The sequence below is a fragment of the Pseudomonas sp. GW821-FHT07G06 genome (genome assembly GCF_058986625.1).
Genome location: NZ_JBYSVW010000001.1, coordinates 494,911 through 510,723, shown reverse-complemented (window position 1 = coordinate 510,723; position 15,813 = coordinate 494,911). Strand labels below are relative to the sequence as shown.

16 protein-coding genes are annotated in these 15,813 nt (G+C 60.9%); 8 read left to right on the top strand and 8 right to left on the bottom strand.

What is annotated here, in order from left to right; genetic code table 11:
- Positions 1-58 precede the first annotated feature (58 nt).
- Positions 59-1,171, bottom strand: a complete 1,113-nt coding sequence (gene dspII, locus AC3WJW_RS02225) for an enoyl-CoA hydratase/isomerase DspII (protein ID WP_493724966.1) — start codon at positions 1,169-1,171, stop codon at positions 59-61.
- Between the two features lie 132 nt (positions 1,172-1,303).
- On the opposite strand from dspII, the gene ung reads away from it, so the two are divergent.
- On the top strand, positions 1,304-1,996 hold the full coding sequence (gene ung / locus AC3WJW_RS02220) for a uracil-DNA glycosylase (protein WP_008050720.1): 693 nt from the start codon (positions 1,304-1,306) through the stop codon (positions 1,994-1,996).
- A 100-nt stretch (positions 1,997-2,096) separates the two neighbouring features.
- Here ung and AC3WJW_RS02215 read toward each other — a convergent pair whose 3' ends face one another.
- From AC3WJW_RS02215 to AC3WJW_RS02200, 4 genes are read right to left on the bottom strand one after another with little or no spacing between them, the layout of a single operon-like run.
- Positions 2,097-3,131 carry an AbrB family transcriptional regulator gene (locus AC3WJW_RS02215; protein ID WP_493724965.1) on the bottom strand — a complete coding sequence of 345 codons (1,035 nt, stop codon included), beginning with the start codon at positions 3,129-3,131 and terminating at the stop codon, positions 2,097-2,099.
- Positions 3,124-4,638 carry a tripartite tricarboxylate transporter permease gene (locus AC3WJW_RS02210; protein ID WP_493724964.1) on the bottom strand — a complete coding sequence of 505 codons (1,515 nt, stop codon included), beginning with the start codon at positions 4,636-4,638 and terminating at the stop codon, positions 3,124-3,126. Before AC3WJW_RS02210 ends, AC3WJW_RS02215 begins: the two co-directional genes overlap by 8 nt.
- Position 4,639: 1 nt before the next feature.
- Positions 4,640-5,098, bottom strand: a complete 459-nt coding sequence (locus tag AC3WJW_RS02205) for a tripartite tricarboxylate transporter TctB family protein (RefSeq protein WP_116580234.1) — start codon at positions 5,096-5,098, stop codon at positions 4,640-4,642.
- Positions 5,099-5,156: 58 nt separating this feature from the next.
- Positions 5,157-6,134, bottom strand: coding sequence for a Bug family tripartite tricarboxylate transporter substrate binding protein (locus tag AC3WJW_RS02200; protein ID WP_007979806.1), 978 nt, complete (start codon positions 6,132-6,134; stop codon positions 5,157-5,159).
- A gap of 442 nt (positions 6,135-6,576) precedes the next feature.
- Here AC3WJW_RS02200 and AC3WJW_RS02195 point away from each other — a divergent pair, with 442 nt between their 5' ends.
- Entirely contained in the window at positions 6,577-7,248 is a 672-nt protein-coding gene (locus tag AC3WJW_RS02195) for a response regulator (RefSeq protein ID WP_007979804.1), read from the top strand.
- Positions 7,241-8,629 carry a sensor histidine kinase gene (locus AC3WJW_RS02190; protein WP_102698995.1) on the top strand — a complete coding sequence of 463 codons (1,389 nt, stop codon included), beginning with the start codon at positions 7,241-7,243 and terminating at the stop codon, positions 8,627-8,629. The genes AC3WJW_RS02195 and AC3WJW_RS02190 overlap by 8 nt, the downstream gene beginning before the upstream one ends.
- A 115-nt stretch (positions 8,630-8,744) precedes the next feature.
- Here AC3WJW_RS02190 and AC3WJW_RS02185 read toward each other — a convergent pair whose 3' ends face one another.
- Both AC3WJW_RS02185 and ygfZ read right to left on the bottom strand, forming a co-directional pair.
- Positions 8,745-9,566 carry an HDOD domain-containing protein gene (locus AC3WJW_RS02185; protein WP_493724963.1) on the bottom strand — a complete coding sequence of 274 codons (822 nt, stop codon included), beginning with the start codon at positions 9,564-9,566 and terminating at the stop codon, positions 8,745-8,747.
- A 27-nt stretch (positions 9,567-9,593) separates the two neighbouring features.
- Entirely contained in the window at positions 9,594-10,535 is a 942-nt protein-coding gene (gene ygfZ / locus AC3WJW_RS02180) for a CAF17-like 4Fe-4S cluster assembly/insertion protein YgfZ (protein WP_493724962.1), read from the bottom strand.
- A 149-nt stretch (positions 10,536-10,684) separates the two neighbouring features.
- Between ygfZ and AC3WJW_RS02175 the strand changes: the two genes are divergently transcribed.
- Both AC3WJW_RS02175 and AC3WJW_RS02170 read left to right on the top strand, forming a co-directional pair.
- Positions 10,685-10,939 carry an FAD assembly factor SdhE gene (locus tag AC3WJW_RS02175; RefSeq protein WP_007979797.1) on the top strand — a complete coding sequence of 85 codons (255 nt, stop codon included), beginning with the start codon at positions 10,685-10,687 and terminating at the stop codon, positions 10,937-10,939.
- Complete coding sequence (locus AC3WJW_RS02170) at positions 10,923-11,375, top strand: protein YgfX (protein ID WP_493724961.1); 453 nt, start codon at positions 10,923-10,925, stop codon at positions 11,373-11,375. The genes AC3WJW_RS02175 and AC3WJW_RS02170 overlap by 17 nt, the downstream gene beginning before the upstream one ends.
- Here AC3WJW_RS02170 and nadB read toward each other — a convergent pair.
- Positions 11,344-12,960, bottom strand: a complete 1,617-nt coding sequence (nadB, locus tag AC3WJW_RS02165) for an L-aspartate oxidase (RefSeq protein WP_493724960.1) — start codon at positions 12,958-12,960, stop codon at positions 11,344-11,346. The genes AC3WJW_RS02170 and nadB overlap by 32 nt on opposite strands.
- A 552-nt stretch (positions 12,961-13,512) precedes the next feature.
- Between nadB and rpoE the strand changes: the two genes are divergently transcribed.
- From rpoE to AC3WJW_RS02150, 3 genes are read left to right on the top strand one after another with little or no spacing between them, the layout of a single operon-like run.
- On the top strand, positions 13,513-14,094 hold the full coding sequence (gene rpoE / locus AC3WJW_RS02160) for an RNA polymerase sigma factor RpoE/AlgU (RefSeq protein WP_003172477.1): 582 nt from the start codon (positions 13,513-13,515) through the stop codon (positions 14,092-14,094).
- Positions 14,095-14,125: 31 nt separating this feature from the next.
- A complete protein-coding gene (locus AC3WJW_RS02155) occupies positions 14,126-14,713 on the top strand; it encodes a sigma-E factor negative regulatory protein (protein ID WP_493724959.1) in 588 nt (195 codons plus the stop codon).
- A gap of 8 nt (positions 14,714-14,721) precedes the next feature.
- Positions 14,722-15,681: a MucB/RseB C-terminal domain-containing protein gene (locus AC3WJW_RS02150; RefSeq protein WP_493724958.1), complete on the top strand. Its 960-nt coding sequence runs from the start codon at positions 14,722-14,724 to the stop codon at positions 15,679-15,681.
- Positions 15,682-15,813: the final 132 nt, after the last annotated feature.

Below are 15,813 nucleotides of genomic sequence, written 5' to 3'. Positions count from 1 at the left end.
GCGATGGCGGTGTGTCAGGCACTCCGTCTTCGCGAGCAGGCTCGCTCCCACAGTTTGTTCAGTATTCGGACAAATCCGCCAACGGATGCCGACCTTCCCAGGCCTTGTGAAAATGCGCCTCCACCACCGCGTCCGGCACGTTGTTGATGTCCGGCCAGTGCCAGTGCGGCTTCTGGTCCTTGTCGATCAACCGCGCACGCACGCCTTCGCTGAATTCCGGATGACGACAGCAGTTGAGGCTCAGGGTGTATTCCATCTGGAAGACTTCGGCCAGCGACAGGTGCCGGGCCCGGATGATCTGCTCCCATACCAGATGGGCGGTCAGCGGCGCACCTTCACTCAGGGCCCTGGCCGCGCGGCTGAGCAACAGATCGCTGTGATCGCGCAGGGCGCTGATGGCCTTCCAGGCGCAACGCACATCGCTGACATCCAGTAGCTCGTCGATCTGCCGGCGGCGCGGCAACCACTGGGCTTCGGGCATCTGCGCCAAGGCTTCCTGCTGCAAGGCCTTGAGCAGGCTGTTGAGCTGCATGGGTGTCTGTTCCTGCCAGTTCAATTGCAGCAGGCCTTCGATCAACTCCGGCTGCTGTTCATCGAGCATAAAACGATCCGCCAGGTCCAGATCGATGGCATCGCGGCCGTTCATGTGCGCGCCGGTCAGGCCCAGGAACAACCCGAGCTTGCCGGGCAGGCGCGACAGGAACCAGCTGGCGCCAACATCGGGGTACAGGCCGATGCTGATCTCCGGCATGGCCAAGCGGCTGCTCGGTGTGACGATACGGGTGCTCGCTCCTTGCAGCAGTCCCATGCCGCCACCGAGCACATAGCCGTGCCCCCAGCAGATCAACGGCTTGGGGTAGGTGTGCAGTTTGAAGTCCAGGCGATACTCCGCCGCAAAAAACTGCGCAGCCAGTGGCGGTACTTCACCCGGATGGACGCGACAGGCTTCCACCAGGCTGCGCACTTCACCGCCGGCGCAAAAGGCCTTGGCGCCATTGCCGCGCAACAGGACGCAGACGATCTGCGGGTCCTTGGCCCAGGCTTCCATACGGTCGCGCAGGGCGTTGATCATCGGCAGGGACAGGGCGTTCAGGGATTTTTCGGCATCCAGGCTGGCGATACCGATGCGCGCGCCGTCGGTGCCGGTAAGTTCTTCGAAGTGCAGATTCATCGTGACCTCGATCGGGAATTTGAGGGTTAAGTATGATCGCTGTGTGGGAAAGTGCCGGATCTGCATCAGATCAATTGACAAGCGTGGTGAGCTTTCCTAGGGTTCGCCCCATTCTTTTTGCCGGATGTAACCATGACTGCTGACGACCGTATCAAACTCGAACCGGGCTGGAAGGAGGCACTGCGTGCCGAATTCGACCAGCCCTACATGGCAGAGTTGCGAAACTTCCTGCAACAGGAGCGGGCGGCCGGCAAGGAGATCTATCCGCCGGGGCCGATGATTTTCAATGCGCTCAATTCCACGCCGCTGGACAAGGTCAAGGTGGTGATCCTCGGTCAGGATCCCTATCACGGTCCGGGCCAGGCCCACGGCTTGTGCTTCTCGGTGCAACCCGGCGTGCCGGCGCCACCGTCACTGGTGAACATCTATAAAGAGCTCAAGCGCGACCTGAACATCGACATCCCCAACCATGGCTACCTGCAGAGCTGGGCCGATCAGGGCGTGCTGATGCTCAACACCACCATGACCGTCGAGCGCGCCAACGCCAATGCCCACAAGGACAAGGGCTGGCAGTTTTTCACCGATAGGGTCATAGAAGTGGTCAGCCAGCAACAGCCGCACCTGGTGTTCATGCTGTGGGGCGCCCATGCGCAGAGCAAGCAGAAGCTGATCGATGCGACCAAGCACCTGGTGCTGACCTCGGTGCACCCGTCACCGCTGTCCGCCTATCGCGGCTTCCTCGGTTGCGGGCACTTCAGCCGGACCAACAAATTTCTGGAGCAGAATGGCGAGACGCCGATCGAGTGGCGGTTGCCGCCGGTTTGATGTGTTGACGGGGCTGGCCCCTTCGCGAGCAGGCTCGCTCCCACAGGGATCACGCGAACCCTGTGGGAGCGAGCCTGCTCGCGATGAAGTCGACTCGGTCTTACTCCGGATTGCGGTTCCAATACTTGAACAACGGCTCCGCCAGAAACAGCACAAACAACAACCTCATCACCTGCATCGCCGTCACCAGCGGCACCGACAACTGCAGGGTCTCCGCCGTCAGGCTCATCTCGGCGATACCGCCCGGCATCATGCCCAATGTCAGTGAGCGCAGATCCAGGTGAGTCAGCGCACTCAAGCCCAAGGCCGCTGCAGTCGCAATCAGCATGGTCAGCACCGTGCCGATCAAGGTGCGGCCCATGAACGATGGCGCACGCCGGAAAAACTGCCGGTTGAAGTGACAACCCAGGCCGCTGCCGATCAACCACTGGCCGATCTGGCTGCCGCCGTTGGGCAAGCCGATGTGCAGGTCCCAGCCGATGCTGACCGCCGCACTGACCAGCAACGGCCCGAACAGCCAGGGGTTGGGTTGACGCAGGCGTTCCCAGATCCATGCAGCCAAGGCGCCAGCAGGAAACAGCACCGCCAGCCAGCGCCAATCGATGCTGCCCGCGTGGGCAATCGGCGTACCGTCACCCAGTAAATACTTGAAGGCCGCCGGTACGCACAGCACCACCACCAACACCCGCAAGCTTTGCCCCGCCGCCACACGGCTGAGCACCGCACCATTGCGCGCGCCGAGGTTGACCATCTCCCCGGAACCGCCGGGCATGCTGGAAAAGAACGCGGTGGCGCGATCCTCACCGGTGCGGCGCATCAGCCACACGCCGACCACGGCGGACAGGCTGGTGACCAACGCACCGAAAAAGATCAGACCGAAATGACTCAGCACCTGCTCCATCACCAGCGGGGTGAAGTGCAGGCCGATACCGATGCCGACGATCCACTGGCCGCACTTGCGGCCGCCAGGGATTTCGGCCAATTGCCAGGGGGTCAGGCAGCGCACGAGGATGATCGCCAGCAACGAGCCGACCATCCACGGCAAAGGCCAGCCGACCTGGCTGGCGAGGTAACCGCCCAGCAGGCCGACCAGCGGGGTTCCCCACCAGGCTTTGAACGGTGTTCGATCAGACATCGGGGATGACGCGTTGCGCGGCCGAACGTTTGCGCCAGATGCGGATGAGTGGCATCAGCAGCATGATCGCCGTCAGGATCCAGCAACCGAAGGTGATCGGGCTCGACCAGAGGATTTCCAGCGCACCGTTGGAAATCGACAGGGCGCGGCGCAGGTTTTGTTCCATCAATCCTCCGAGGATGAAGCCCAGCAATACCGGCGACAGCGGGAAGTCCAGCTTGCGCAGGATATAACCGAAGATACCGATGCCGATCATCAGGAACAGATCGAACGTTGTCGCGTGCACCGCGTAGACACCGATCCCGGTGATGATCGCGATCACCGGCACCAGTGCCCAGTTCGGCACGGCGAGGATGCGGGTAAAGATGCGGATCATCGGGATATTGAGGATCACCAGCATCACGTTGGCGATGAACAACGAAGCGATCAGGCCCCAGACAATGTCCGGTTGCTGCTGGAACAGCAGCGGGCCCGGGGTGATGTTGTACAGCGACAATGCACCGATCATCACCGCCGTGGTGCCGGAACCTGGAACGCCGAGGGTCAGCATCGGCACCAGCGCACCGCAAGCTGCGCCACCGATGGCGGTTTCCGGCGCTGCGAGGCCGCGCATGTCACCCTGGCCGAAAGTACCCTTGGCGCCCGCCATGCGTTTTTCGGTCATGTAGGCCACGGCACTGGCCAGGGTCGCACCGGCACCCGGCAATACGCCCATGATGAAACCCAGTACACCGCAACGGATGTTCACCACGAACACCGACGCCGCTTCCTTGAAGTTGAACATCATCCGGCCGGTGGCTTTGACCGCTTCCTGGCCGTGGTGGGTTTTTTCCAGCAGCAGGAGGATTTCGCTGATGGAGAACAAGCCCAGCACCAGCACGACGAACTGGATGCCGTCGGTCAGGTGAATGTTGTCCCCGGTGAAGCGATACACACCGCTGTTGGCGTCGATGCCGACGGTCGACAGGAACAGACCGATCAGCGCCGCGATGAACGTCTTCAACGGACGGTCACCGGCCATGCCGCCGAGGCAGACAATCGCAAACACCATCAGTACAAAATATTCCGCGGGGCCGAAGGCAATCGCCCATTTCGCCAGCAGCGGGGCGAACAGCACCATGCCGCAGGTGGCGATAAAGGCACCGATGAACGAGCTCCATGCCGACAGTGACAGTGCTACACCGGCCAGGCCTTTGCGGGCCATCGGGTAACCGTCGAGGGTGGTCATCACGGTGGACGCTTCGCCCGGGATGTTCAGCAGGATCGAGCTGATCCGGCCGCCGTATTCGCAACCCAGATACACCGCCGCCAGCAGGATCAGTGCCGATTCCGGTGGCAGGCCGAGGGCGAATGCGATCGGGATCAACAGTGCCACGCCGTTGATCGGCCCCAGGCCCGGCAACAGTCCGACCACTGTACCGATCAGGGTGCCGCACAGTGCAGTCACCAGGTTGTACGGGCTCAGCGCGACGCCGAAACCCTGACCCAAATAGCCAAGAGTATCCATATCAGTTCTCCAGAACGTCGAGCACGCCCAAGGGCAGCGGTACGTCCATCAACTTGTCGAACAGCAGGTAGAGGCCGACGGCCATCAAGCTGATGATCACAATGCTTGGCACCCAGCGACCGCCATACAGTCGCGCCATGGGCACGCCGATCAGGATGCTGGCGACGATGAAACCCAGGGGTTCGAAGGTGCCGGCGAACACCAGCAACAGCACCACGCAGATGCCGATCTTGGTCAGGGTTTCGCGATCCAGCGGCGGCTCGTCAGCACTGTGCTTGATCGGAGCCGGACGGAACACCATGTACAACAGCGCTGAGCCCATCAGGCCGAGCATCAGCAATGGAAAAGCCCGAGGCCCCACCGGTTCGTAGGAAAAAGCCGCTTGGTACGGCCACGCCATCAATGCCAGGCCGACACAGGCCAGCAACAGCACCGAAGCAAAAATGCGTTGTAAGAGCATGAGGAACTCCTGTGCCGCGACTCCGCCAAACGGAGTTGCAGCCGCTAGACAGGGACGATCACTGGATCAGGCCGAACTCTTTGGCCAGCACTTTGTAGTCCGCGACCTGCTTCTTCACATAGGTGTCCAGCTCCGGGCCGGTCATGGCGAACGGGAACAGTTCACGCTGGTCGCGCAACTTGGCGAACTCCGGTGAAGCCAGCAGTTTGTCGAACGAATCCTTCCACCAGGCGTAGTCCTCGTCGCTGACTTTCGGCCCCAGGTAGAAACCGCGAACCACCGGCCAGACGATGTCGTAGCCTTGTTCGCGGGCGGTCGGGATGTCCTTCATTTCCGGCTCGTCCAGACGCTTGTCGGAGAACACCGCCAGCAGGCGCATGTCACCGCTCTGGATGTGCGGCATGGAGTCGGAAATGTCGGTGCTGCCAACCTGGATATGACCGCCGAGCAGGGCCGTGGCGATCTCGCCGCCCCCTTCGAGGGCGACGTAACGCAGGTCGCGCGGGTTGATCCCGGCGGCCTTGGCGATCAGCGCGGTCTGCATCCAGTCCTGGCTGCCGACGGTGCCGCCGGAACCGATCACCACTTTGCTCGGATCTTTCTTCAGGGCCTGGACCAGATCGTCGAGGGTCTTGTAGGGCGAATCGCTCTTCACCGCGATGGCGCCGTAGCTGGTGCCGACGGCGGCCAGCCAGCGCACATTGCTTTCATCGAAACGACCGAACTTGCCTTGGGCCAGGTTCAGCAGCGAACCACTGGACCAGGCCACCAACGTACCGGCATCGGCCGGACGCTGGGCGACCACCGCGTTGTACGCCACCGCGCCGACACCGCCGGGCATGTAGGTCACCCGCATCGGTTTGGTCAGCAGCTTTTCGTTGACCAGCGCGCTTTGCGCCAGTTTGCAGGTCAGGTCGAAACCACCACCGGGCGAGGCCGGGGCGATGCATTCCGGGCGTTTAGGCTCGGCCATGAGTTGGCCGGCGAACAGCACACAGCTGGCGGCGAGGGCGAAACGGCGCATTGAACGATTCATTTTTGTCTCCAGTGGAGTTTTTGTTTTTCGGGATGATTCAGGTGCGACGATTCCGCACGGTGCTGGTGTGTTCGAATCCACACGGACTGAACGACGGGCAGCCGGCTTCGGCGCTGGCAAGCGTAAACATCGGGGAGCAAGAGAAAGGGCGGGGCGGGCAAGCCTGAAGCTGTGTGGACAGCATGGTGCAGTACCTCGTTTATTGTTCTTATTGGCGAAAACGCTTCGAGGCGTTTTTCGGTAGTTACATGTCAAAGCACGTTTTCAAACTACGATTCGATGGTCGGCAGTCGAAACCATCCGTGGGGCGACTCTAACCACCCAACCTTTCGCTAACCTTTCAGCGGGCTTTCACGGTTTTTCGGGCTTCACAGCGGTGATTGCGGCTGTAAACTCCGCGCCAAAGAATGGCGTCGGCCATCCCTGAACGAGGTATAGATCCATGCGTGTCCTGCTCGTCGAAGACCATTTGCAGCTCGCCGAAAGTGTCGCCCAGGCGCTCAAGAGCACCGGGCTGACCGTGGACGTCCTGCACGATGGCGTGGCAGCCGACCTGGCGCTGGGTAGCGAGGAATACGCCATGGCGATCCTCGATGTCGGCTTGCCACGCATGGATGGTTTCGAAGTGCTGGCGCGCCTGCGGGCACGGGGCAAGAACCTGCCGGTGTTGATGTTGACCGCCCGCAGCGACGTCAAGGATCGGGTCCATGGCCTGAACCTCGGTGCCGACGATTACCTGGCCAAGCCGTTCGAGCTGACCGAACTCGAAGCCCGGGTCAAGGCGTTGCTGCGCCGCAGTGTGCTGGGCGGTGAACGCATCCAGCGTTGTGGTGTGCTGGCCTATGACCTGGAAACCCGGCGTTTCACCCTCGGGGAAGAGTTGCTGACCCTGACCTCCCGCGAGCAAGCGGTACTCGAAGCCCTGATCGCGCGCCCGGGTCGGGTGATGAGCAAGGAGCAACTGGCGTCGCAAGTGTTCGGTCTGGATGAAGAGGCCAGTCCCGATGCGATCGAAATCTACGTGCACCGCCTGCGTAAGAAACTGGATGGCCAGCCGGTCGCCATCGTGACCTTCCGTGGCCTCGGTTACTTGCTGGAAAGCCGCGATGCATAAGCCCAGCAGCTTGCGCTGGCGGTTGTTGTGGAACCTGGCGCTGTTGCTGGTGGTGTTGATGCTGGCCAGCGGGTTGAGCGCTTACTGGAACGGTCGTGAAGCCGCCGACACGGCCTATGACCGGACCTTGCTGGCCTCGGCGCGCACCATCGCCGCCGGTGTCTCCCAGCGCGACGGCACCCTGAGTGCCGACGTGCCCTACGTGGCCCTCGATACCTTTGCCTACGACAGTGCCGGGCGAATTTTCTACCTGGTCAACGATATCAATCAGAAGCTGATTTCCGGTTACGAAAACCTGCCCGCGCCACCGCCGGGAACGCCGCGTACCGATGACTATCCGGCACTGGCGCGTTTCTACAACGCTCAGTACCGCGGGCAGAACGTGCGCGTGGTGAGCCTGCTCAAGCCCGTGAGCGAGCCCAACATGAACGGCATGGCGGAAATCCGCGTGGCCGAAACCGATGAAGCGCGCGTCAGCATGGCCCGCAGTCTGGCGGCGGATACCTTGCTGCGCCTGGGCATGCTGGCAATCGGTGCGTTGATGCTGGTGTGGTTTGCGGTGAGTGCCGCGTTGCGCCCGCTGGAACGCCTGCGCACGGCGGTGGAAGAGCGCCAGCCGGACGATCTGCGCCCCTTGCCATTGGTGGAAGTGCAGCGCGAATTGTGGCCGCTGGTGCGCGCCCTCAATCACTTTACCGAGCGTCTACGTGGACAGTTCGAGAAGCAGGCGCAATTCATTGCCGACGCCGCCCACGAACTGCGCACGCCATTGGCAGCCCTCAAGGCGCGACTGGAGCTGGGCATGCGCTCGGCCGAGCCCGATACCTGGCGCAGCACCCTGGAGACCGCCGCCCAGGGCACTGACCGCTTGACCCATCTGGCCAATCAGTTGCTTTCCCTGGCACGGGTCGAAAATGGCGCCCGGGCGATTGCCGAAGGTGGCGCGCAGTTGCTCGACCTCAGTCAACTGGCTCGGGAACTGGGCATGGCCATGGCGCCGTTGGCCCACAAGCGCGGCATCGCGCTGGCGCTGGAAGCGGATGAACCCGTCTGGTTGCGAGGCGAGCCGACGCTGTTGAACGAACTGCTGAGCAATCTGGTGGATAACGCGCTGGCCCACACGCCGCCGGGTGGCAACGTGATCCTGCGGGTCTCGGCGCCTGCCGTGCTGGAAGTCGAAGATGATGGCCCCGGCATTCCGCTTGAGGAGCGCGACCGGGTGTTCGAACGCTTTTACCGGCGCAATCAGCACGTGGCCGGTTCAGGGTTGGGGTTGGCGATTGTCGGCGAGATCTGCCGCGCGCATCTGGCGCAGATCAGCCTGCACGATGGTGAGCGGGCGGGGTTGAAGGTGCGGGTGAGTTTTGTTGCAGGGGAGTGATGCGGTGTCTGTTCTGGCCTCTTCGCGAGCAGGCTCGCTCCCACAGGGATTTGTGTGTTGCATAGATCCAATGTGGGAGCGAGCCTGCTCGCGAAGGGGGCGAAGCAGTCCTTGATCAGTAAAACATCGACCGTGTTTCCTCCAGGTCGGCGCACATCGCCTCGTCGTCGATGTCGATGCCAAGCGCATTGAAGGCCGGCACGCTCAACGGATCAATACGAGCGAACGGATGGTCGGTGTCCTTATGGCAATACAGGCTGGCCACCTGCACCAGATCCACATAGTCGACCTGCGCCGACTGGCGTTTGAAATCCAGGTAGAGCTGCGGCACCTGCACCAGCATGTCGGGAAAGTCCCAGACCTTGAGCAGTTTTTCGCCGATCAGGGGATGAATCCGGTCGATCACATGGTTGAGGCTGACCGGGTCGGACAGCAGTTCATAGTGATCTTCGGCGTAGGTCAGGATCGGCAGCACGCCAATTTGATGCACCAGCCCGCCAAGGGCAGCCTGGTCGGGCTTGAGCCGGGTGTAACTGCGGCACAGGGCATAGCTGACGCCGGCGATTTCCAGGCTTTTGCGCCAGACTTCGCGCATTTTCTGTTCCACCACGTCGGAGCGGGCGTGGAAAATCTGCTCCATGACCAGGCCGATCGCCAGGTTGCAGCTGTAGTTGATGCCCAGGCGAGTGATCGCGGTGTGCAGGTCGGTCACTTCCTGGGTCGCACGCAACAGCGGGCTGTTGACCACTTTGATCAGGCGCGCCGACAGCGCGGTATCACGGCCGATCACTTTGCTCAGGGTACTGACGCTGACTTCCGGGTTTTCCGCGGCCTTGCGAATTTGCAGGGCCACTTCCGGTAACGTTGGCAGAACCAGGTCATCGTTATTGATGGCCTCAACCAAATCCTGTTGGACCTTTTCCGCCAGCTCGCTCATTGAGTCTCTCTAGGCCAAGTGCTGCCGTTATTGCTGGATTTCGCGATCGCGGTCCAGTTCATAAGGCAGGTCGAGCAGCTGCAAGGACGGCCCTTCGAGCGCCCCCAGGTGGATGTCTCCACTGTCTGCTGCTTCGGCTTGCAACACCGCCAGGAGCTCAATGCCTTGCCCGGCGCGGGCAGCCAGCACCACTTCGCCGATGGAGCTGCCATGGGTCGGGGAGAACAGCGCCATACCCGGTTCCGGCAGCTCGCCGGCAGCCAGTTGCAGGCGATACAGGCGACGCTTGAGCTTGCCCAGGTACTGCATGCGCGCGACGATTTCCTGGCCGGTGTAGCAACCTTTCTTGAAGCTCACGCCACCGATCGCTTGCAGGTTGAGCATCTGCGGGATGAACAACTCGCGGGTGCCGGGCATGACCTGGCCGATTCCTGCGCGGACCTGGCCCAGCAGCCATTGATTCAGATCGCCTTCGCTCAGCACTGCCGACAGCTTGCCTTTGACCGCGTCGGCAAGACCTGCGGCGACCCACAGTTCGGCGCGTTCAGGCGAGACACGGATGGCAATCAGCCCATCGTTGCGCACGACGCTGTCGGTTTCTGCCGGCAGGTCCAGGCCGAGGCTGGCCAGTGCGGCGTCGCCATGGTCAATGCCGAAGCGGACCCAGGCGGCACTTTCGTCGGTGAGTTTCGATTTGGAAAACACCGCGTATTTTTTCAGGTCCGCCAGTTGCGGTTCGAGCAATTCGCTGGCCATGGCCAGGACCACGCCATCACCTTCGAGCAGGATGCGGAAACTCGATTGCATCCGGCCTTTTTGCGTGCAGCGCGCACCGAGGCTGGCCCGGGAATCGCTCAGGTAGTTGAGATTGCAGGTCAGTTGGCCTTGCAGGAATTTGCTGGCGTCCGCGCCGCGGACCGCGAGAACACCTTCATGAGAAAGCGTGCAGAAAAAAGCAGAATCGGCCATGGGTCATCGCAGGGTAAAAAGTCTGGTGGACATCATAAGGGGCTGCCTTCGAAATGGGTAGTTCACAAAGGATCACCGGTGCCCGACCAAAGCCGACTGTTCGACGGTGCGCGGGCCTGTATACTTGCGGCCTATTTGAGGAGCGCTCCATGGTCGAAGATGTTGAACTGAACCGCCTCTTTTGGCACAGCCGCCGTGGCATGCTTGAGCTTGACGTGTTGCTGGTACCGTTCACGAAAGAGGTTTACGCAACGCTCAACGAGGTGGATCGCGCGTTGTACGTCCGACTGCTGACGTGTGAGGATCAGGACATGTTCGGCTGGTTCATGGAACGCAGCGAATCGGAAGATCCCGAGCTGCAACGCATGGTCCGCATGATCCTGGACCGTGTCCAGCCCAAGTAACGTGTTCGAATGCCGCTGGCATGCCTCACGGCAGTTGCTGGCGGCGTATCTGCTGGCCCAGCTGTTCGCGCTGGGTTCGTTGTTTTTACTGTCGATTCCGCTCTGGGCCAGCTCGCTCGGTGTTGTGCTGTGCGTGGCTCACGGCGCCTGGCTGCTGCCCCGGCAAATCCTGTTGACCCACCCGCAGGCCTTTTGCGGCTTGCGGCGCGATGCCGATGGCTGGCAGTTGTGGAGTCGGGCCAAGGGTTGGCAGCCCGTGCAACTGAGGCCGGACAGCCTGGCGCTGCCGTTGGTGGTGGTCTTGCGTTTCCGTCTGCGTGGCGAGCGCCGGGTCAGGGTCATTTGCGTGCCCCGGGATGCGCAGGCGGCGGATGTGCACCGACGCCTGCGGGTCCGGCTCAAGTTCAGCCGACGTAGGTGGGCGGCACCAGAATAGTGTCCAGCGCGACCGGCAACATGTCCGGGTAGTCGAGGGTGTAATGCAGGCCACGGCTTTCCTTGCGCTCCATGGCTGACAGAATCATCAGCTCGGCCACCTGGGCCAGGTTGCGCAATTCGATCAAATCCCGGCTGACCTTGTAGTTGCTGTAGAACTCGTCGATTTCATCCAGCAACAATTGCACGCGGTGTTGTGCCCGTTGCAGGCGTTTGTTGGTGCGCACGATGCCAACGTAGTCCCACATGAACCGCCGCAGCTCATCCCAGTTGTGCGCAATGATCACGTCTTCATCGGAATCGGTGACCTGGCTCGCATCCCAGGCGGGGAGGGGGGCGGGCATCGGAACCCGGGGCAACTGTTCGAGAATGTCCGCGGCCGCCGAGCGGGCATAAACGAAACATTCAAGCAGTGAGTTGCTGGCCATGCGGTTGGCACCGTGCAGGCCGGTGAAACTGGTTTCGCCAATGGCGTACAGCCCCGGCACGTCGGTGCGGCCTTGTTGATCGACCATCACGCCACCGCAGGTGTAGTGCGCCGCCGGGACCACCGGAATCGGCTGTCTGGTGATGTCGATGGAAAATTCCAGGCAGCGTTCGTACACCGTCGGGAAGTGCGTCTTGATGAAGGCTTCGGGCTTGTGGCTGATGTCCAGATAGACGCAATCGATGCCCAGGCGCTTCATTTCATGGTCGATGGCTCGGGCGACGATGTCCCGTGGCGCCAGCTCTGCCCGTGGATCGAAGCGCTGCATGAAGCGCTCGCCGTTGGGCAGCTTCAGGTGGGCACCCTCGCCGCGCAGGGCTTCGGTGATCAGGAAACTCTTGGCCTGCGGGTGATACAGGCAGGTGGGGTGAAACTGGTTGAATTCCAGGTTCGCCACCCGGCAGCCCGAGCGCCAGGCCATGGCGATGCCATCGCCGCAGGCACCGTCGGGGTTACTGGTATACAGGTAAACCTTGGCCGCTCCCCCGGAGGCGAGGATCACAAAGCGTGCGCCATAGGTATCGACTTCGCCGGTGCCGCGATTGAGTACATAAGCACCGAGGCAGCGGTCGCCTTCGAGTCCCAGGCGTTTCTCGGTGATCAGGTCTACCGCAACCCGCTGTTCCAGCAGTTCGATGTTCGGCCGTTTTCTGGCCTGCTCGAGCAGGGTGGTGAAAATGGCAGCGCCCGTGGCATCGGCGGCGTGGATGATGCGCCGATGGCTGTGACCGCCTTCGCGGGTCAGGTGGAATTCGAACCCGCCATCTTCATTGCTCGACTGTTCATCGCGGGTAAAGGGCACGCCCTGGTCGATCAGCCATTGAATCGCTTCCTTGCTGTGCTCGACGGTAAAGCGCACCGCGTCTTCATGGCACAGGCCGCCGCCGGCATTGAGGGTGTCATCGACATGGGATTCAACGGTATCGGTGTCATCCAGCACAGCGGCAACGCCACCCTGGGCCCAGAACGTCGAGCCATTGGCGAGGTTGCCTTTGCTCAATACGGCAATGCGCAAATGACCGGGCAAGGTCAGCGCAAGGCTCAAGCCGGCAGCACCGCTGCCAATTACCAGAACATCGTGTTGAAACTGTTGGCTCATTTCAGGATTCCGCTCAAAGCGACCCGGGTCGGGGGTGGCGCAGCTGGACTGGCGAGTCGAGTCAGCCGCACAGCCCACTAGTATATAGAGGGGGGGGACGGCACAATACCCGAGCCAGCATGGCATTGTGAAACTACTGTGACGCAAAATGTCGGGCGCTTCGTCGGATGTTTTTCTGCCCGTTGCGCGCGAGAATGACTGTATCGCCGATTTAACAGTCTTTTTCGCCTCACGGTTGCACAATGTCGGTTCGGTGCAGCTATAAATATTTGGAACTTTTGCCAAAGGGCCAAGATCAATAGACCGTTGCCTGAAACAAGGGACAGCGTCGGATTCAGTACAGGATTGCAGTTCGATCCCTGGCGAAGAATCCGATGACAAGATTATTCGCGCAGCCGGGCCCACTCGCGCTGCGCTTTTCGTGCGTGCCAAATCAGAGCCCGCAGGAAACTTGCCTGGAGGGGGAGAACTTTTGCGAAAAGCCCGAGTCTATGTTTGCAAGTCTGGTGGTTTACTTCTGCAAGCCTCCTCCGAGCTCATCGAGGAGTGTTCATGCTAACCCAGGAAGAGGATCAGCAACTGGTCGAACGCGTTCAACGCGGCGACAAGCGTGCTTTCGATCTGCTAGTGCTGAAATACCAGCACAAAATTCTCGGGTTGATCGTGCGTTTTGTGCACGACACCCATGAAGCCCAGGATGTGGCACAAGAAGCCTTTATCAAGGCGTACCGTGCACTTGGAAATTTTCGCGGAGACAGCGCGTTTTATACGTGGCTTTACCGCATCGCCATCAACACGGCGAAAAACTATTTGGTTTCACGCGGCCGTCGGCCGCCGGATAGCGATGTCAGTTCCGAAGATGCAGAGTTCTACGATGGCGATCATGGCCTCAAGGATCTCGAGTCGCCAGAACGGGCTTTGCTGCGGGATGAGATCGAAGGCACTGTCCATCGAACCATTCAGCAACTACCGGAAGATTTGCGTACGGCTTTAACTTTACGTGAGTTTGATGGTCTGAGTTACGAGGACATTGCGAGCGTCATGCAATGTCCGGTAGGCACCGTGCGCTCCCGGATTTTCCGCGCCCGGGAGGCCATCGACAAAGCCCTGCAGCCGTTGTTGCAGGAAAACTAAAGACAGCGGCGACAGCCAAGAGAGGAACGCCATGAGTCGTGAAGCCCTGCAGGAATCGCTGTCCGCAGTGATGGATAACGAAGCGGACGAATTGGAATTGCGTCGGGTATTGAATGCCTGCGACGATGTTGAAACCCGTGACACCTGGGCTCGTTATCAGATCGCTCGGGCAGTGATGCACAAGGATCTGCTGCTTCCACGCCTGGACATCGCCGCGGCTGTTTCTGCTGCCCTGGCTGACGAAGCCACACCGGCAAAAGCGTCCCGCGGTCCATGGCGCAACCTGGGTCGTCTGGCGGTCGCAGCTTCTGTGACCCTGGCGGTACTGGCCGGTGTGCGTCTGTACAACCAGGATGAGATCGCCGGTGCCGAACTGGCCCAGCAATCCGCTCAACCCGCACTGGCCGTTCCTCAAGTAAAAGGCCCTGCTGTTCTGGCAGGCTACAATGAGAGTTCGGAAGCTACAGGCCCAATGGCCAATGGCGTTTTGCAAGGTCAACCAGGCTGGCACGATCAGCGTCTGCCAGGCTACTTGCGCCAACATGCACAACAGGCTGCACTGAAAGGTACTGAGAGCGCTCTGCCTTACGCTCGTGCGGCAAGTCTGGAAAACCGTTAAGGAGGATCATGCGCGCCATACCTCTACTTTCGCTTCTGCTCAGCGGCTGGTTCATCGTTCCAGCCCAAGCTGATGATGCCCAGGACTGGTTGACCCGCCTGGGCCAGGCAGAGCAGCAGCAAAGCTTTCAGGGTGTTTTCGTCTACGAGCGTAACGGTAGTTTTTCTACCCATAACATCTGGCACCTGGTCCAGGATGGAAAGGTCCGCGAGCGATTGATCCAGCTCGACGGCTCCGCTCAGGAAGTCGTTCGCATTGATGGGCATACTCAATGCGTCAGCGGCACACTGATAGCAGGGCTGGGGGACTCCCCCAACTCCGCTGCCCGTGCACTCGATCCTCAAAAGCTCAAGAATTGGTATGACCTCGCCGTCATCGGCAAGTCGCGTGTCGCCGGGCGTTCGGCGGTGATCGTATCGCTGAAACCCCGCGATCAACACCGCTACGGTTTTGAACTGCATCTGGACAAGGAAACCGGCCTGCCTCTGAAGTCTTTGTTATTGGACGACAAGGGGCGGTTGCTGGAGCGCTTCCAGTTCACGCAACTGGAGACGGCCGACGTTCCCTCCGAAAAGGATCTGCAGGCCAGTAATGATTGCAAGCCAGTCAATCTCGACAGTGACAAGGCTTCTGCCGTCAAGACTGCCCAGGTCTGGCATTCCGACTGGTTGCCACCCGGCTTCGAGCTGACCAGCAGTACCGCTCGCAAGGATCCGCAGACCAAGACCCAGGTCAATAGCCTGATGTACGACGATGGACTGGCGCGTTTTTCGGTATTCCTCGAACCGTTGAATGGCGCAGCCGTCACCGACACCCGTACTCAGTTGGGGCCGACCGTTGCGGTTTCCCGGCGCTTGGCGACGGCACAGGGTGACATGATGGTGACCGTCGTCGGCGAGATACCGGTCGGTACTGCTGAGCGGATAGCGCTTTCAATGCGCACCGACGCCACTGCAACCAAGCAGTGAGCTGAATTCGAAATGTTTCGTGAGCATTTCAATTTGCAAAAATCCCGTAAATTTCTTATAGGTCAGAGCCCCTCGGCTCTGGCCTTGTTTGTTGTTCCCGGAACAAAAATACCGGCGTATTGTTCCCGGTGT